The 16,556-nt window shown below is 58.6% G+C and carries 18 protein-coding genes; 9 read left to right on the forward strand and 9 right to left on the reverse strand.

All coding sequences use genetic code 11. The features are described 5' to 3' along the window. Positions 1-367 precede the first annotated feature (367 nt). Positions 368-1,567, reverse strand: a complete 1,200-nt coding sequence (tyrS, locus tag AB4N73_RS18835; protein WP_016772931.1) for a tyrosine--tRNA ligase — start codon at positions 1,565-1,567, stop codon at positions 368-370. Between the two features lie 212 nt (positions 1,568-1,779). Between tyrS and AB4N73_RS18840 the strand changes: the two genes are divergently transcribed. Beyond that, entirely contained in the window at positions 1,780-3,204 is a 1,425-nt protein-coding gene (locus AB4N73_RS18840; protein WP_041476672.1) for a peptidoglycan DD-metalloendopeptidase family protein, read from the forward strand. Positions 3,205-3,207: 3 nt separating this feature from the next. Beyond that, positions 3,208-4,299, forward strand: coding sequence for an anhydro-N-acetylmuramic acid kinase (locus AB4N73_RS18845; protein WP_460142409.1), 1,092 nt, complete (start codon positions 3,208-3,210; stop codon positions 4,297-4,299). A 69-nt stretch (positions 4,300-4,368) separates the two neighbouring features. Here AB4N73_RS18845 and erpA read toward each other — a convergent pair whose 3' ends face one another. After that, the gene (erpA, locus tag AB4N73_RS18850; protein ID WP_007918905.1) at positions 4,369-4,719 is read right to left on the reverse strand and encodes an iron-sulfur cluster insertion protein ErpA; all 351 of its coding nucleotides are present in this window, start codon (positions 4,717-4,719) and stop codon (positions 4,369-4,371) included. Between the two features lie 147 nt (positions 4,720-4,866). Then, positions 4,867-5,901, reverse strand: coding sequence for an N-acetyl-gamma-glutamyl-phosphate reductase (gene argC / locus AB4N73_RS18855; protein ID WP_042610443.1), 1,035 nt, complete (start codon positions 5,899-5,901; stop codon positions 4,867-4,869). Between the two features lie 134 nt (positions 5,902-6,035). On the opposite strand from argC, the gene hemJ reads away from it, so the two are divergent. The 6 genes from hemJ (at position 6,036) to coq7 (ending at position 10,582) form a co-directional block, all read left to right on the forward strand. Further along, positions 6,036-6,464 carry a protoporphyrinogen oxidase HemJ gene (hemJ, locus tag AB4N73_RS18860; protein ID WP_039757756.1) on the forward strand — a complete coding sequence of 143 codons (429 nt, stop codon included), beginning with the start codon at positions 6,036-6,038 and terminating at the stop codon, positions 6,462-6,464. Between the two features lie 33 nt (positions 6,465-6,497). Continuing rightward, a complete protein-coding gene (locus AB4N73_RS18865; RefSeq protein WP_056786714.1) occupies positions 6,498-7,466 on the forward strand; it encodes an NAD(P)H-dependent flavin oxidoreductase in 969 nt (322 codons plus the stop codon). Positions 7,467-7,546: 80 nt separating this feature from the next. After that, positions 7,547-8,494, forward strand: coding sequence for a DUF805 domain-containing protein (locus AB4N73_RS18870; protein WP_252886881.1), 948 nt, complete (start codon positions 7,547-7,549; stop codon positions 8,492-8,494). A 61-nt stretch (positions 8,495-8,555) separates the two neighbouring features. After that, positions 8,556-9,344, forward strand: coding sequence for an SDR family NAD(P)-dependent oxidoreductase (locus AB4N73_RS18875; RefSeq protein ID WP_041476677.1), 789 nt, complete (start codon positions 8,556-8,558; stop codon positions 9,342-9,344). Between the two features lie 56 nt (positions 9,345-9,400). Continuing rightward, complete coding sequence (locus tag AB4N73_RS18880; protein WP_017128660.1) at positions 9,401-9,739, forward strand: histidine triad nucleotide-binding protein; 339 nt, start codon at positions 9,401-9,403, stop codon at positions 9,737-9,739. A gap of 195 nt (positions 9,740-9,934) precedes the next feature. Continuing rightward, complete coding sequence (gene coq7 / locus AB4N73_RS18885) at positions 9,935-10,582, forward strand: 2-polyprenyl-3-methyl-6-methoxy-1,4-benzoquinone monooxygenase (RefSeq protein ID WP_252886882.1); 648 nt, start codon at positions 9,935-9,937, stop codon at positions 10,580-10,582. A gap of 111 nt (positions 10,583-10,693) precedes the next feature. Here the strand turns inward: coq7 and speD are convergent, their stop codons facing one another. Together speD and AB4N73_RS18895 are read right to left on the reverse strand one after the other, a co-directional pair. Then, on the reverse strand, positions 10,694-11,488 hold the full coding sequence (gene speD, locus AB4N73_RS18890; RefSeq protein ID WP_024014530.1) for an adenosylmethionine decarboxylase: 795 nt from the start codon (positions 11,486-11,488) through the stop codon (positions 10,694-10,696). Between the two features lie 237 nt (positions 11,489-11,725). Further along, entirely contained in the window at positions 11,726-12,148 is a 423-nt protein-coding gene (locus AB4N73_RS18895) for an OsmC family protein (protein ID WP_016772921.1), read from the reverse strand. A gap of 235 nt (positions 12,149-12,383) precedes the next feature. Between AB4N73_RS18895 and crp the strand changes: the two genes are divergently transcribed. Next, a complete protein-coding gene (crp, locus tag AB4N73_RS18900) occupies positions 12,384-13,028 on the forward strand; it encodes a cAMP-activated global transcriptional regulator CRP (protein ID WP_041476679.1) in 645 nt (214 codons plus the stop codon). Between the two features lie 9 nt (positions 13,029-13,037). Here the strand turns inward: crp and AB4N73_RS18905 are convergent, their stop codons facing one another. The 4 genes from AB4N73_RS18905 to AB4N73_RS18920 form a co-directional block, all read right to left on the reverse strand. Continuing rightward, a complete protein-coding gene (locus AB4N73_RS18905; protein WP_460142410.1) occupies positions 13,038-13,739 on the reverse strand; it encodes a lipoate--protein ligase family protein in 702 nt (233 codons plus the stop codon). 124 nt (positions 13,740-13,863) lie between these two features. Then, positions 13,864-14,700: an indole-3-glycerol phosphate synthase TrpC gene (trpC, locus tag AB4N73_RS18910; protein ID WP_150743524.1), complete on the reverse strand. Its 837-nt coding sequence runs from the start codon at positions 14,698-14,700 to the stop codon at positions 13,864-13,866. After that, a complete protein-coding gene (trpD, locus tag AB4N73_RS18915; RefSeq protein WP_041476682.1) occupies positions 14,697-15,746 on the reverse strand; it encodes an anthranilate phosphoribosyltransferase in 1,050 nt (349 codons plus the stop codon). The genes trpC and trpD overlap by 4 nt, the downstream gene beginning before the upstream one ends. Positions 15,747-15,755: 9 nt before the next feature. Continuing rightward, the gene (locus AB4N73_RS18920; protein WP_041476683.1) at positions 15,756-16,349 is read right to left on the reverse strand and encodes an aminodeoxychorismate/anthranilate synthase component II; all 594 of its coding nucleotides are present in this window, start codon (positions 16,347-16,349) and stop codon (positions 15,756-15,758) included. Positions 16,350-16,556: the final 207 nt, after the last annotated feature.

Here is a 16,556-nt window from a genome sequence, read left to right on the forward strand (position 1 = left end):
CCGAGGCGCGCATTCTACAGCAGCCTCATTTGCTGTCAAGTGATTATTTTCAGAAGTTTTCGAAGAATTCTTCAACAACTTCAACCACTTGCGCTTCCGATCTCTCGTTAGCGGGAGGCGAATTCTACAGCGTTAATCGCTGCTGTCAACACCTCTTTTTCTCCGCTTTCGACCGAGAAGATCGAACCGTTAAAAGAGCTACACATCGCTGCTCTTTCAACTTCTTCCAGACTTCGATGACCTGAAGCAAGTCGCTGTCGAAAACTGCGTAACTCTTTGAATATCAAGGAGTTTTCCGTTTCGACCGCGCCGGAAGTGGGGCGAATTATAGACTTCTAGAATTCGCCGTCAACCCCCAATTTCAACTTTATTCAGATTTCAGCGTAATACGTGCAAAAGCCTTCTTGCCGGCCTGACAAACGTGAGTCGTGCCCAGTACATATATAAAGGAACGATCAACCACCTCACCATCAACACGCACCCCACCCGCCGCCAACAGATCACGCGCCGCCGCCGAGTTCTTCACCAGGCCTGCCTTATTAAGGACGGCAGCGATCGGCATATCCTCAACCGAAGACAGTTCGATCTCAGGCAAGTCATCTGGAAGCTCGCCATCCTTCATGCGGTTGCCGGCGCCTCGGTGAGCATTCGCCGCAGCCTCTTCACCATGGAAGCGCGCAACGATCTCTTCAGCCAGCTTGATTTTGATGTCGCGTGGATTCGCTCCAGCTTCGACGTCAGCCCGGAAGGCGTTGATCTCATCCATCGAGCGAAAGCTGAGCAACTCGAAGTAACGCCACATCAGCGCATCCGGGATGGAAACCAGCTTGCTGTACATAACGCCTGGTGCTTCCTGGATACCGACATAGTTGCCCAGCGACTTGGACATCTTCTTCACGCCATCCAGACCTTCCAGCAATGGCATCGTCAGAATGCACTGTGCCTCCTGACCATACCCACGCTGCAACTCACGCCCCATCAGCAGGTTGAATTTCTGATCGGTACCGCCCAGCTCGACATCGGCGCGCAGCGCGACCGAGTCATAACCCTGAACCAGCGGATAGAGGAATTCGTGAATAGCGATTGGCTGGTTGGTGGTGTAGCGCTTGTCGAAGTCATCGCGCTCAAGCATGCGAGCGACCGTGTATTGCGAAGTCAGGCGAATGAAATCCGCCGGCCCCATCTTGTCCATCCAAGTGGAGTTGAAGGCAACTTCGGTTTTCGCCGGATCAAGGATTTTGAAAACCTGAGTCTTGTAAGTCTCAGCATTTTCCAGAACCTGTTCACGCGTCAGCGGTGGACGCGTTGCGCTTTTGCCACTTGGATCGCCGATCATCCCGGTGAAGTCACCTATAAGGAAGATGACCTGGTGCCCCAGCTCCTGGAACTGGCGCAGCTTATTAATAAGCACCGTATGACCCAGATGCAGATCCGGAGCGGTTGGATCGAAACCAGCCTTGATACGCAGCGGTTGGCCGCGCTTGAGCTTCTCGACCAGCTCGGACTCGACCAACAGTTCTTCCGCACCACGTTTAATCAGCGCTAGCTGCTCTTCAACCGACTTCATAACAGACCCGCAAGGCTCAGATTCAAAGGGAACCAACCATACAAGAACGCGCACCAATTACAAGTTTTGCCCGGCGCACGGACACCAATCCACAGACCCGAGGTCTGTAGACTTGCTTCAGCGATGATTTGGTTATATTTTATACAGTTATTTCATCTTCATCATGTCATTCATCTTTTCCAATTCATCTATTTCAAAGTCAAAAATTACCTATGACCACAGAACCGTCTAAAGCGCCCCCGCTTTACCCGAAGACCCACCTGCTCGCCGCAAGTGGAATCGCCGCCCTTCTCAGCCTGGCGCTGCTGGTATTTCCCTCCAGCGATGTTGAAGCCAAAAAGACGACTCTGAGTCTTGAACTGGAAAGTCCTGCTGAACAACTGACACAAGATCAAGACGCTGCCGATGCGGCTCAAGCCACAAACGAGCCCGCAGCTTCGCCGTTCGCCCAAATCGAAAACAGCGACGAAAACGCCGCGCAAACCGCTGAAACCGCGCCAGCACCTGTGGCGCCTGCTGAGAAACCGAAAGAGCCTGGGCACCGTGAAGTCGTGGTTTCCAAAGGCGATACGCTGTCTACCCTGTTTGAAAAAGTCGGTCTGCCTGCAGCCTCCGTGCACGAAGTACTGGCAAGCGACAAGCAAGCCAAACAGTTCAGCCAGCTCAAGCGCGGCCAGAAACTCGAGTTCGAACTGAGTCCGGAAGGCCAGTTGACCAGCCTGCACAGCAAGGTCAGCGACGTTGAAACCATCACCCTGACCAAGAATGACAAGGGTTATTCGTTCAACCGAGTGACTGCCAAGCCAACTGTTCGCACTGCCTACGTCCACGGTGTCATCAACAGCTCACTGTCGCAGTCCGCAGCCCGCGCCGGCCTTTCTCACAGCATGACCATGGACATGGCCAGTGTCTTTGGCTACGACATCGATTTCGCGCAGGACATTCGTCAAGGCGACGAATTCGATGTGATCTACGAGCAGAAAGTCATCAACGGTAAGGCGGTCGGCACCGGCCCGATCCTGTCGGCGCGTTTCACCAACCGCGGCAAGACTTACACCGCCGTTCGCTACACCAACAAACAAGGCAACAGCAGCTACTACACTGCCGATGGCAACAGCATGCGCAAGGCCTTCATTCGGACCCCTGTTGACTTCGCCCGCATCAGCTCGAAGTTTTCCATGGGCCGCAAGCACCCGATCCTCAACAAGATCCGCGCCCACAAAGGTGTCGACTACGCAGCGCCGCGAGGCACGCCGATCAAGGCTGCCGGTGACGGCAAAGTCCTGCTGGCCGGCCGTCGCGGTGGCTACGGCAACACTGTGATCATTCAGCATGGCAACACTTACCGTACGCTCTACGGCCATATGCAGGGCTTTGCCAAAGGCGTGAAAACCGGTGGCAGCGTCAAGCAAGGTCAAGTCATTGGCTATATCGGCACCACCGGACTGTCCACCGGCCCGCATTTGCACTATGAGTTCCAGGTCAACGGCGTTCACGTCGATCCGCTGGGCCAGAAGCTGCCAATGGCCGATCCGATCGCCAAGTCCGAACGCGCGCGCTTCCTCGCGCAGAGCCAGCCACTGATGGCGCGCATGGATCAAGAGAAGGCCACCATGCTGGCTTCGAGCAAGCGCTAAGCCATGGCCCTGTATATCGGTGTGATGTCCGGAACCAGTCTCGACGGGCTGGACATCGCCCTGATCGAGCAGACCTCGGCGATCAAACTGATCGCCACCCACTACCTGCCAATGCCTGACTCCCTGCGCGCCGAGCTGCTTGGCTTGTGCGCCAGCGGCCCCGACGAGATCGCCCGCTCGGCGATTGCCCAGCAACACTGGGTCGAACTTGCCGCGTCGGGCATTCACACCCTCCTCGCGCAGCAACAACTCAAGCCCGAAGCAATCCGCGCTATCGGCAGCCACGGTCAGACCATTCGCCATGAGCCGGCGCGCGGGTTTACCGTGCAGATCGGCAATCCAGCCCTGCTGACTGAGTTGACCGGTATTACCGTCGTCAGTGATTTCCGCAGCCGCGATGTGGCAGCGGGTGGTCAGGGTGCGCCTCTGGTACCAGCCTTTCACGAAGCTTTGTTTGAAGAGCGTACTGGTAACCAGGCTGTCTTGAATGTCGGCGGATTCAGCAATCTCAGCCTGATTGAGCCGAACAAACCGGTAGCCGGTTTCGACTGCGGGCCGGGGAATGTTCTGATGGACGCCTGGATTCACCGGCAACGTGGCGAAAACTATGACCGGGACGGCAAATGGGCTGCGACCGGCAAGGTTGAACCAACCCTGCTCAAGGCGCTGCTCAGCGACCCGTTCTTCGTGACCAAAGGCCCGAAAAGTACGGGCCGGGAAGTCTTCAATCTGCCATGGCTGGAACAGCATCTATCGCGTCTGCCGACTTTCGCTGCCGAAGACGTTCAGGCCACGCTGCTCGAACTTACGGCGCTGACCATCGTCGAGTCGCTACAAAGCGCTCAATCGGGCACTCAGGAACTGCTGGTCTGTGGCGGCGGCGCGCACAACGCCACGCTGATGAAACGTCTGGCGGACCTGCTGCCAGATACCCAAGTGGCCAGCACCGCAACTCACGGGGTTGATCCGGATTGGGTGGAAGCCATGGCCTTCGCCTGGCTCGCCCATTGCTGCCTGGAAGGCATCGCCGCCAATCGGCCAAGCGTCACCGGCGCTCGCGGCCTGCGCGTACTCGGCGCCATCTACCCGGCATAACCTTCAGAAACAAAAACGCCGCAGAACCGAAAGGCTCTGCGGCGTTTTGTTGTGTGCTGTAAAGCGCGATCAGATCGAGAACGACGACCCGCAACCACAAGTCGTTGTCGCGTTCGGGTTCTTGATCACGAAGCGTGAACCTTCCAGACCTTCCTGGTAGTCCACCTCCGCGCCGGCCAGGTACTGGAAACTCATCGGATCAACCACCAGACTCACGCCTTCGCGCTCGACAATGGTGTCGTCATCGGCCACGTCTTCATCGAAGGTGAAACCGTATTGAAATCCTGAACAACCGCCGCCCGTAACAAATACGCGCAGCTTCAAGCGATCATTCCCCTCTTCATCGACCAGGCTCTTCACCTTGTGCGCAGCACCTTGAGTGAATTGCAAAGCCGTGGGGGTGAAGGATTCGACGCTCATGCTGACTATCTCCCGGCGTTACGCCGCCATAATGCGTGATGACGCGCATTATCCGCTTGTCCTAGAAAATTGGTCAACTATTAGAGGAGCAGCGGCAAGCTTCAAGCAGTGAGCTTCAAGCTTGCGGCGCCTGACCTGTGACGGCCGTTACGGCAGCATACCGGCGTGTGACAGGCCGAAGCGCTCGTCCAGTCCAAACAGAATGTTCATGTTCTGCACCGCCTGGCCCGAGGCGCCCTTGACCAGGTTGTCAATCACCGAGAGTACCACCACCAGATCGCCATCCTGTGGACGATGCACGGCGATGCGGCACACGTTGGCGCCGCGCACGCTACGGGTTTCCGGATGGCTGCCGGCTGGCATTACATCGACGAACGGTTCGTTGGCATAGCGCTTTTCGAACAGTGCCTGCAGATCCACCGAACGATCGACCACAGTCGCGTAGAGCGTCGAATGGATACCGCGAATCATCGGCGTCAGGTGCGGTACGAAGGTCAGGCCGACATCCTTGCCCGCCGCGCGACGCAGGCCCTGGCGAATTTCCGGCAGGTGGCGATGACCTTTTACCGCGTAGGCCTTCATGCTTTCCGACGTCTCGGAGTACAAAGAACCTACAGCCGCACCACGCCCGGCACCACTGACACCGGATTTGCAGTCGGCGATCAAACGCGATGCGTCAGCCAGACCTGCTTCCAGCAATGGGAGAAAACCCAATTGCGTTGCGGTCGGATAGCAACCCGGTACCGCGATCAGGCGCGCTTTCTTGATCTGCTCGCGATTGACTTCCGGCAACCCGTAAACAGCTTCGTCCAGCAATTCCGGTGCGCCGTGGGGCTGGCCGTACCACTTGGCCCATTCATCAGCATCTTGCAGACGGAAGTCGGCGGACAGGTCGATGACCTTGGTGCCCGCCGCCAGCAGCTCGCCTGCCAAGGCGTGAGCCACACCGTGTGGCGTGGCGAAAAATACCACATCGCAAGCGCCAAGGGTTTTCACGTCCGGCACGCTGAAGGCCAGCCCGTCATAGTGACCGCGCAGGTTCGGGTACATGTCAGCTACGGCCAGACCGGCCTCGGATCGGGAAGTGATGACGACCACTTCTGCCTGCGGATGCTGTGCCAACAGACGCAGCAGTTCGACACCGGTGTAACCCGTGCCGCCGACGATACCGACCTTGACCATAAACCTGCCCTCAACGAACCCACTGGAAAGCCGTCGATAATAGGGGCCGCGCGCGCCTGCGACAACCGCCAAGGTGACGCGCGGACGCTCAAGCCTCTACTATCTGGCTACCGTGAATGAGGGAATACCCAAAAATGCTCTATCTATGGCTCAAAGCGTTTCACATTGTCAGCGTCGTCTGCTGGTTTGCCGGACTGTTCTACTTGCCGCGCCTGTTCGTTTACCACGCGCAAAGCGCAGACACGATCAGCCAGGAACGCTTCAGCGTCATGGAGCGCAAGCTGTATCGCGGCATCATGGGCCCGGCGATGATCGCCACGCTGATCTTCGGTGGCTGGCTGATCTACCTCAACCCTAGCCTTTTCAGCCAGGGCGGCTGGATCCACGCCAAACTGACCCTGGTCGTATTGCTGATCGGCTACCACCACATGTGCGGCGCGCAGGTCAAACGCTTTGCCCGCGGCGAAAATACCCGCAGCCATGTCTTTTATCGCTGGTTCAATGAAGTGCCGGTTCTGATATTGCTGGCTATCGTAATTCTGGTCGTGGTCAAGCCGTTCTAACTTCAATCAATAAAAATCTTCGGGGTGTTCACAATGTCGCTGCCCGCTTTGCTCGAACAACGTCTGCGTCTGCCCGTGGTGGCGGCACCGATGTTCCTGATCTCCAATCCGGAACTGGTGCTCGCCTGCTGCCGCAATGGTGTGGTCGGCAGCTTTCCGGCGCTGAACCAACGCGAAAGCAGTGGGTTCAAGGCTTGGCTGGAACAGATCGAAGCGGGCCTGGCGACGCTGGATAATCCGGCCCCTTATGCGGTGAACCTGATTGTTCACCACAGCAACCCGCGCCTTCAGGCGGATCTGGACATTTGCGTCGAGCACAAGGTGCCGATCGTTATCACCAGCCTCGGCGCGGTGAAGGAACTGGTCGACGCGGTGCACAGCTATGGCGGTCTGGTGTTTCACGACGTGACCACGCGGCGCCATGCCGAGAAAGCCGCTGAAGCCGGTGTCGACGGGCTCATTGCCGTCGCGGCCGGTGCCGGCGGGCATGCTGGTACCTGGAGCCCGTTTGCGCTGATTGCCGAGATCCGTGAGTTCTTCGACAAGACACTCTTGCTTGCAGGATGTCTGAACCACGGCCATGAGATTCTCGCCGCGCAACTGCTCGGCGCGGATTTGGCCTACTTCGGTACGCGATTTATCGGCACCACAGAAAGTCACGCGCCTGACGCCTACAAAGACATGCTGCTGACAGCCAAGGCTGCCGACATCATTCATACTCCAGCAGTGTCGGGAGTGCCGGCCAGTTTCATGCGCCAGAGCCTGGAGGCGGCCGGTTTCGACATGGCGGCACTGCAAGGTAAGGGCGAGGTGAACTTCGGCGACAAGCTAAAGCCGATCAACGATGAAGCCAAAGCCTGGAAGACCGTGTGGTCGGCGGGCCAGGGTGTTGGCCAGATTGGTGACCTGCCAAGCGTGGATCAGTTGATTGCGCGGCTCGACGCAGAATATCGTCAGGCTCAGGCGCGCGCCGCACAGCTGCCGGAACGCTGGCCGCGCTGAGCAATACCCCCGGCCAGTCGCTGTCAGACTGGCCTTGAACTGACTACTGCAAACCCAATCGCGACAAGGATGCCTCGGCCATGAGCGACACCCGTTACAAGATCGTCTTCGACGGCGCGCTGCAGCCCGGCGTCGACCTCACCACCGCCAAACTGAATCTGGCGGATCTGTTCAAAAGCGATGTGGCCGCCATCGAGCGCCTGTTCAATGGCCGCACCATCGCCCTCAAACGTGATCTGTCCCACAGCGATGCCCAGACGTATCTGCAGGCATTGAACAAAACCGGGATCGATGCGCGGATCGAAGCGGAAACCGCCATCGAGCTGAATCTGGCGGATGTCCACGATAACCCTGCAGCGGTGGCGGAACCGGACTCGCCTTACGCCCCACCGCGCGCCAATGTCGGTGAAGCTCTGCCGCCATTCGCCACGCTCAAGCCATTCAGCGTCGAAGGCCGGATCGGTCGCCTGCGCTTTCTCGCCTGGACCATGGTCCTGAGCCTGGTGACCCTGCCCATCGTCGGTGTGTTTGCCTTGATTGCCTTGGGTCTGGTCAGTGGCGATTCAACCACAGGCCTGATCCTCGGCGGCATTCTGGCGGTCTTCCTGTTCCTCGGCTTCATGATCGTCAGCATTCTGTTCAGCGTTCAGCGCCTGCACGATATCGGCTGGTCGGGCTGGCTGTGGTTGTTGAATCTGGTGCCGTTCGTCGGCAGTTTTTTCCCGCTGGTGATGATGGTCGTACCCGGCAATGCCGGCGCCAACCGCTATGGCCCGCCACCACCGCCGAACAGCACGGCCGTCAAAGTGCTGTGCTCGTTATGGATCGTATTCTTCGCACTGATTTTTGCCGGAGGCCTTCTTGGCGGCTTCTCGGCTGTGCAGGAAGAATATGAAAGCAATCTGGAGAGCAGCTATGACAGCGGCGCGGTGACCACCGACGAAGTTGAGGTCGTCGAACCGCCAGTGATTTCCGCCGACGAGGCAGCCGAACCGGCGCAGGCCCCTGTAGACTCTGCGCAAGAATGAACAGCGCTCCCTGCCGCGACAACCGCGTCGCCGGCGCGGAGCTGTTGCGATGGAGAACTGCATGACCCGTTACGCTCTGATCACCGGTGCTTCCAGCGGCATCGGCCTGGCCATGGCCGAAGCACTGGCCCGGCGCGGCCGCAGCCTGATTCTGGTGGCACGGCAGCGTGATCAGCTGGAAAGTATCGCCATCGAGCTGACCCAGCGCTTCGATGTCGAAGTATTGTTTCGCGCCTGCGACCTCGGCGAACCGTTGCGCCTTTCCGGTTTTTTGCTGGAGCTCGAAGAAGGTGACCGGCAGATCGATCTACTGGTCAACTGCGCCGGCATCGGCACTTGCGGGCCATTCCTCGCGCAGGACTGGATGACCGAGCAGGACCTCATCGAGGTCAACATTCTCGCCCTCACCCGCCTCTGCCATGCGGTGGGTAACAGCATGGCGCTGCTGGGTGGCGGGCAGATTCTCAACGTCGCGTCGGTCGCCGCCTACAGTCCTGGCCCGTGGATGAGCACGTACTACGCCAGCAAAGCGTATGTGCTGCATTTTTCCGAAGCCTTGCGCGTGGAGCTCAAACAAAGCGGCGTGAAAGTTTCGGTGCTGTGCCCCGGCCCGACGCGCACACCGTTCTTCCGAACCGCACAGATGAGTAGCGAAAAGATCGAAAGCAGCCACTCGCTGATGAGTCCGGAAGAAGTGGCACTGCATGCCGTACGCGCACTGGATAAAAACCGCGCCATCATCATTCCGGGACGACGCAATCGCTGGCTGGCGTTCCTGCCGCGGCTGGGTTCGCGCTGGCTCAATCGCACCATCGTCGGCATGATCAACAAAGCTTACTGCCCCCGCTAGGAAGACAACTTCGAAGCGGTACACTCGATTCAGCCCAACTCAACGGAGAAACAGCAGTGGATACTCTGTTCACCAAGATCATCAACCGGGAAATCCCGGCGAAGATCATTTACGAGGACGACCAGGTTCTGGCCTTCCACGACATCGCCCCCCAGGCTCCGGTGCACTTTCTGGTAATCCCGAAAAAACCGGTGCGCACGCTCAACGACCTGACCGAAGACGACAAGGCGCTGGCCGGGCACATCCTGTTCACCGCGCAGCGTCTGGCGCTGGAACTGGGTTGCGAAGAAGGCTTCCGCGTAGTGATGAACTGCAATGAACTTGGTGGGCAGACTGTCTATCACATTCATATGCACGTGCTGGGTCAGCGCCAGATGAACTGGCCGCCGGGCTGATTGGCGACAACAACTGTGGGAGCGAGCCTGCTCGCGAAGGCGCCGATACATTCAACACTTCAGTATCCGATAATCCGCTTTCGCGAGCAGGCTCGCTCCCACAAAAAAGCCTGACCGCGCAGGAAGTGACCCAGCGCAAACCCTCGCCGGCCGATTCGGTTAAACTGGCCGCCGAGATTCTTCCCGGAGGTCAGCATGACTACCCAACGTCACTACTCGCCCATAGACCGTCTGCTGCTGCAAGCCGATGCCGCGATGCGCACGCTGTTGCCCTCCAGTGGTCAGCCGTACCGCCCGTCGCCGGCGATTCTGCAACCGGATACGCAGATGAGCGATGAAGACACTCGCCACGTCGCCGGCCTGATGCGTATCAACCACACTGGCGAAGTCTGCGCTCAGGCGCTGTATCAGGGGCAAGCGCTGACCGCCAAGTTGCCGCAGGTACGCGCGGCCATGGAGCACGCGGCTGAAGAAGAGATCGATCATCTGGTCTGGTGTGAGCAGCGCATCCATCAGTTGGGCAGCCACACCAGCGTGCTGAATCCACTGTTTTACGGCATGTCGTTCGGTATCGGCGCGGTGGCCGGACTGATCAGCGACAAGGTCAGCCTTGGTTTCGTTGCGGCGACCGAGCATCAGGTCTGCAAACACTTGAACGAACATCTGGAGCAATTGCCGGCCGAGGACGAGAAGTCCCGGGCGATTCTTGAGCAGATGCGCATCGATGAAGAACACCATGCGGAAAGTGCCCTGGATGCGGGCGGGTTTCGTTTTCCGGCGCCGGTCAAGTTCGGCATGAGTTTGTTGGCGAAGGTGATGACCAAGAGTACGTATCGGATCTGAGATCCGTGTCGGTGCTGATGACCTCTTCGCGAGCAGGCTCGCTCCCACAGGGGTTTTATGTGAGGCATGAAAAAGGCGACCAGGAGGTCGCCTTTTTTGTTTCCGGGAATCTTAGGTCGGCATGTTGCGCGCGTAGAAGATTTCCAGCATTTCGTGTTTCACACGGTCGGTCACCTGGGCACGTTGCTCGGGCGAGAGGTTGCTGGTGGCGTCGCCGAACAGGTAGTTGTCCAGTTCGAAGTTCTTCAGCAGCATTTTGGTGTGGAACAGGTTTTCCTGGTACACGTTCACGTCGGTCATCTGGTACGCGTCGCGGGTGTCTTCGGAGAGGTAGTTCTGGATCGAGTTGATCTCGTGGTCGATGAAGTGCTTGTTGCCTTCAACGTCACGGGTGAAACCGCGCACACGGTAATCCACGGTCACGATGTCCGAATCGAACTGGTGAATGAGGAAGTTGAGCGCTTTGAGCGGTGAAATGACACCACAGGTCGACACGTCGATATCCACACGGAACGTTGCAATACCGTCGTCCGGATGGATTTCCGGATAGGTGTGCACCGTGATGTGGCTCTTGTCGAGGTGGGCCAGAATAATTTCGGGCAACGGGCCCGGCGATTCTTCGATCTGGCTGTCAGTCGGGGTTACCGGCTCTTCCGAAATCAGAATCGTGACGCTGGCGCCCTGGGGTTCATAGTCCTGACTGGCGATGTTCAGGATGTTGGCACCAATGATCTCGACAACTTCTGTGAGAATCTGCGTCAGGCGTTTCGCGTTGTACTCTTGATTGATGTACTCAACGTAAGCCTGCTGGTCTTGCGGGGTTTCCGCGTAGCAGATGTCATAGATGTTGAAGCTCAAGGTCTTTGTCAGGTTATTGAACCCGTGGAGCTTGAGTTTGCTTTTCACCGTTAAAAACTCTCTATGTATGCGGCGCGGCCGCGTGATCAAGCATGCCCGTCAAGTGCGAACAACGCACCTGCGTAGGACGGTTAACACCTCTTCGCGATGGCGATTTTGGTTATCTGTTCAGGCGGATGACCTGTCGGCTGACCGATCACTGCCCTGAAAAAAGTGGCGCATTATGCAGACGTCAGCGGGGGATCGCCAGAGTCTGCACTGCTTTTATGATAGTTGAATGTCGGTTCAGCCGAGTTCAACGATTTCATAGTCGTGGGTAATCGCCACGCCAGCCGCGCCGAGCATGATCGACGCCGAGCAATACTTCTCGGCCGACAGTTCGATGGCGCGCTTGACCTGAGCTTCTTTCAGGCCCCGGCCCTTGACCACGAAGTGCATGTGGATCTTGGTAAACACCTTCGGATCTTCAGTCGCACGCTCGGCGTCGAGGAAGGCTTCACAGCTTTCAACGGCCTGGCGCGACTTCTTCAGGATGCTGACCACGTCGAAGTTGCTGCAACCGCCGACACCCAGCAAGAGCATTTCCATCGGGCGAACCCCGAGGTTACGGCCACCGGCGTCCGGCGGGCCGTCCATCACCACGACATGACCACTGCCGGATTCGCCGAGGAACATGGCTTCGCCAGCCCATTGGATGCGTGCCTTCATCGCCCAGACTCCACTGTAAAAAAAGGGTCGCCAGCTTAGCACAGCACTTTGTCCCGACAGGAACGACGTCCTAGGACCGATGCTTTCTGGCTGTAGGTAATTTCTCGAATTTTCGACGAAGTGTCTGGTAAGCTGGCGCCAATTCGCTGGCGCCAATTCGTCAGCTCTGTAGCGACCGCCTTCAGCGCCTCATAACAACTCAAACATCACCGTGCAGTCTTTTCGGGATACAACCATGGTTGCTATTACCCCCACACCCAAAATCAAGAACATCGACAAGCTGTTGATGCATTGCCAGCGCCGGCGTCATGCGGCCAAGAGCAATATCATCTGCGCCGGGGATCGCTCGGACACGCTGTTTTTCATCATCAAAGGCTCGGTCACCATCCTCATCGAAGACGACGATGGTCGCGAGATGATCATCGCTTACCTGAACGCCGGGGATTTCTTCGGCGAACTGGGTCTGTTCGAGCAGGCAGGTCAGGAGCAGGAGCGCAGCGCCTGGGTGCGCGCCAAAGTTGAATGCGAAACCGCCGAAATCAGCTACGCCAAGTTCCGCGAACTGTCGCAGCAAGATCCAGACATTCTTTACGCCCTCAGCGGACAAATCGCACAACGCCTGCGTAACACCACGCGCAAAGTCGGCGACCTGGCGTTTTTCGATGTCACTGGCCGAGTCGCCCGCTGCCTGCTGGAGTTGTGCAAACAACCGGACGCCATGACTCACCCGGACGGCATGCAGATCAAGGTCACCCGCCAGGAGATCGGCCGGATTGTCGGTTGTTCACGGGAGATGGTCGGCCGCGTGCTCAAGGATCTGGAAGAACGCAATCTGGTCGACGTGAAGGGCAAGACCATGGTGGTCTTCGGTACGCGCTAAGCTCGTAAATCAGGCACTGTAAATCTGCGCCAGCATCAAACGAAACAATTCATCGAGACGCGCCAATGCCTGTGGCGCGTTGAATTTCTCATGCAGGGCGATGTGGCTTTGCGCCCTCACCCGCTGCTCCAGGCCGCAGGCTTCATTGAAGCGATTGACCGCAGCAACCATCGCTTCGCGCTCGTCATCCATCAGCATCGCACCATGCACCAGGCCAACCGGACGCTGGCCGCCCTGACTCTGGCGCCAGCGCTGGGCGGTACCGACCATCTTGCGACCGTCGAGATTGACGTTGAAACGGCCGTCGCAGAATGCGCCGTCGATTTCCCCGACCGACGAGGTGCCACCCAACTCATCCAGCAACTGACAGATCGGATCGCACAGGCGGCGGTAGCCGGTTTCGATGCGGTTCAGATCGCCTTCGCTGCGAGGCGGGGCATATACCAAGGCAATGTTGACGGTCGCAGCGGATTGCGGGACGGGCTCACCGCCGGTTTCACGCAACAGCACCGGCCAGCCAGCAGCAGCGGAAACTTCGCAGGCGTGGTCGAAATGCGGGAGACGGTTGAGGCGGCGCGGCATGACCAGCGCGCGATCGGTGGGTTGCCAGAACAGCAGGCCGAATTCGGCGTCGCCGGCGCAGACCGAGGCCAGCAAGTCCTGTTCGGCTTGCAGGCCGGATTCGATGGTCAGCGGGGTTGGCAACGACATGGTGAGCTCCGGCAGATTGAATCTCTTTAGCGGAATTTAGCGCCTCTTCGCGAGCAGGCTCGCTCCCACACTGGAATGCATTTCCCTGTGGGACCGAGCCTGCTCGCGAATGAGGTCGACTCGGTCAGTCGAGGGTCGAACCACTGATCGGCACACCACGCTCCGGAAAGAACAGGCGCTGCAATTCAACGCCCGGGTTTTCCGCGCGCATGAACGCTTCGCCGACCAGGAACGAGTACACATCGCTGATTTCCATCAGCTCGACGTCGGCCCGATTGAGGATGCCGCTCTCGGTGATCACCAGGCGATCGCGCGGGATGCGCGGCAGCAGGTCGAGGGTGGTTTCCAGGCTGACGTCGAATGTGTGCAGGTTGCGGTTGTTGACCCCGACCAGCGGCGTGTCGAGGGTTTTCAACGCGCGCTCCAGTTCGTCACCGTCGTGCACTTCCACCAACACGTCGAGACCGACGCCTTTGGCCACGGCGGCCAGCTCGGCCATTTTCACGTCGTCCAGGGCGGAGACGATCAACAACACGCAATCGGCGCCAAGCGCGCGGGCTTCAACGATCTGGTACGGATCGATCATGAAATCCTTGCGGATCACCGGCAATTTGCAGGCGGCGCGCGCCTGTTGCAGGTAGGCATCGGCGCCCTGGAAGTAGTCGATATCGGTCAGCACCGACAGACACGTAGCCCCACCCTTTTCGTAGCTCTTGGCAATGTCTGCCGGCACGAAGTCTTCGCGGATCACGCCTTTGCTCGGCGAAGCCTTTTTGATTTCGGCAATCACGGCCGGTTGTTTCTTCTTCGCTTGCGCCAGCAAAGCCTGGGCAAAACCACGGGGTGCATCGGCCGCCTTGGCCAGACTTTCCAGCTCGCTCAGGCTGACCCGAGCGCTGCGCTCGGCGACTTCCTCAACCTTGCGCGCCAGAATGTTTTCCAGAACCGTCGGTACACTCATCCTTCATTCTCCACTTTGAATACCGCGGTAAAGGCACCCAGCTCCTCGAGTTTTTCCCGAGCGAGGCCGGTGTGCAGCGCGTCGTGCGCCAGCTCCACACCTTGTTTCAGACTGCTTGCGAGGTCGGCGGCATACAGCGCCGCACCGGCATTGAGCACAATCATCTCGGCAGCTTTCTGGCCGTTTTCGGTTTTGCGCTTGCCGAGGGCGTCACGGATCAGCGCCAGCGACGCTTCCGGGCCTTCAACCGACAGGCCGTGCAGGCTCTGGCTCTTCATGCCGAGGTCTTCCGGTTCGACCCAATACTCAGTGATTTCGTTGTTTTTCAATTCAGCGACAAAGGTCGGCGCGGCGAGGCTGAATTCATCCAGACCGTCCTTCGAATGGACGACCAGCACGTGTTTGCTGCCCAGTCGCTGCAAGACTTCGGCCAATGGCCGGCACAGCGCCTGAGTGAACACGCCGACTACCTGATGTTTCACACCGGCCGGATTCGTAAGCGGGCCGAGCATGTTGAACAGCGTGCGCAGGCCGAGTTCGCGGCGCGGGCCGGCGGCGTACTTCATCGCTTTGTGGTGAGTCTGGGCGAACATGAAACCGATGCCGACGTTGTCGATGCAGCGCGCGACCTGCACCGGGGTCAGGTTCAGATAAATGCCGGCAGCTTCCAGCAGATCGGCACTGCCGCTCTTGCCGGACACCGCGCGGTTGCCGTGCTTGGCGACGGTGCAACCGGCGGCTGCGACAACAAAGGAAGACGCGGTCGATACGTTGAAGATATTCGCACCGTCACCGCCGGTGCCAACCACATCGACGACGCCGTCGAGGGTTTTCAGCTCGACCTGATCGGCCAGCTCGCGCATCACCGACACGGCGCCGACGATTTCGTCGATGCTCTCGCTCTTCATGCGCATGGCCATCATGAACGCGCCGATCTGCGCTTCGGTGCACTGACCGGTCATGATTTCGCGCATCACATCGCGCATTTCATCGGTGCTGAGGTCGAGGTGTTCGACGATACGGCTCAGGGCTGTCTTGATATTCATGGGAAGTCCTTAGCGCGTGCCGCCGGTTTGTTTGAGGAAATTGGCAAACAGTTCATGACCCTGCTCGGTGAGGATCGATTCGGGGTGGAACTGCACACCCTCGATGTTCAGGGTCTTGTGACGCAGGCCCATGATCTCGTCGACCGAGCCGTCGTCGTGCTGGGTCCATGCGGTCAGCTCGAGGCAATCGGGCAGGCTGTCATGCTTGACGATCAGCGAGTGGTAACGGGTAACAGTGAGCGGATGATTGAGGCCGGCGAACACGCCCTTGTCCTCGTGGAATACCGGGCTAGTCTTACCGTGCATGACTTGGCGGGCACGCACCACATCACCGCCGAAGGCCTGGCCGATGGACTGGTGGCCGAGGCAGACGCCGAGGATCGGCAGCTTGCCGGCGAAGTGCTTGATCGCATCAATGGAAACGCCCGCCTCGGTGGGCGTGCACGGCCCCGGGGAAACCACGATGCGCTCGGGATTCAGCGCTTCGATTTCGGCGATGGTCAGTTCGTCGTTGCGCACCACTTTGACCTCGGCACCCAGCTCGCCGAGGTATTGCACAACGTTGTAGGTAAAGGAGTCGTAGTTGTCGATCATCAGCAACATGGCGTTTCGAACCTCTTGAATTCTGACTTGATGACAGCCTTCAGATGACTTGCCCGCGGGTGGCTGCGCGATGTCGGACGCGCACAGGGCGCCAGCACAGCGGCATTTCAAACAGACAAGGAAGGCAAAGCGATACAGATCCGGCGGAGCCGGCAGAGAAGATTCAGGCGCGCCAACGCCAGCGGGCGTGTGCCTTGATGACTTGAT

Source organism: Pseudomonas sp. S3_B08, from assembly GCF_054667725.1.

Excerpts from the sequence above, each read along its gene's own strand:
- tyrS (WP_016772931.1), bottom strand. The coding sequence starts at position 1,567 with ATGAAGTCGGTTGAAGAGCAGCTAGCGCTGATTAAACGTGGTGCGGAA.
- AB4N73_RS18840 (WP_041476672.1), top strand. The coding sequence starts at position 1,780 with ATGACCACAGAACCGTCTAAAGCGCCCCCGCTTTACCCGAAGACCCAC.
- AB4N73_RS18845 (WP_460142409.1), top strand. The coding sequence starts at position 3,208 with ATGGCCCTGTATATCGGTGTGATGTCCGGAACCAGTCTCGACGGGCTG.
- erpA (WP_007918905.1), bottom strand. The coding sequence starts at position 4,719 with ATGAGCGTCGAATCCTTCACCCCCACGGCTTTGCAATTCACTCAAGGT.
- argC (WP_042610443.1), bottom strand. The coding sequence starts at position 5,901 with ATGGTCAAGGTCGGTATCGTCGGCGGCACGGGTTACACCGGTGTCGAA.
- hemJ (WP_039757756.1), top strand. The coding sequence starts at position 6,036 with ATGCTCTATCTATGGCTCAAAGCGTTTCACATTGTCAGCGTCGTCTGC.
- AB4N73_RS18865 (WP_056786714.1), top strand. The coding sequence starts at position 6,498 with ATGTCGCTGCCCGCTTTGCTCGAACAACGTCTGCGTCTGCCCGTGGTG.
- AB4N73_RS18870 (WP_252886881.1), top strand. The coding sequence starts at position 7,547 with ATGAGCGACACCCGTTACAAGATCGTCTTCGACGGCGCGCTGCAGCCC.
- AB4N73_RS18875 (WP_041476677.1), top strand. The coding sequence starts at position 8,556 with ATGACCCGTTACGCTCTGATCACCGGTGCTTCCAGCGGCATCGGCCTG.
- coq7 (WP_252886882.1), top strand. The coding sequence starts at position 9,935 with ATGACTACCCAACGTCACTACTCGCCCATAGACCGTCTGCTGCTGCAA.
- AB4N73_RS18895 (WP_016772921.1), bottom strand. The coding sequence starts at position 12,148 with ATGAAGGCACGCATCCAATGGGCTGGCGAAGCCATGTTCCTCGGCGAA.
- crp (WP_041476679.1), top strand. The coding sequence starts at position 12,384 with ATGGTTGCTATTACCCCCACACCCAAAATCAAGAACATCGACAAGCTG.
- AB4N73_RS18905 (WP_460142410.1), bottom strand. The coding sequence starts at position 13,739 with ATGTCGTTGCCAACCCCGCTGACCATCGAATCCGGCCTGCAAGCCGAA.
- trpC (WP_150743524.1), bottom strand. The coding sequence starts at position 14,700 with ATGAGTGTACCGACGGTTCTGGAAAACATTCTGGCGCGCAAGGTTGAG.
- trpD (WP_041476682.1), bottom strand. The coding sequence starts at position 15,746 with ATGAATATCAAGACAGCCCTGAGCCGTATCGTCGAACACCTCGACCTC.
- AB4N73_RS18920 (WP_041476683.1), bottom strand. The coding sequence starts at position 16,349 with ATGTTGCTGATGATCGACAACTACGACTCCTTTACCTACAACGTTGTG.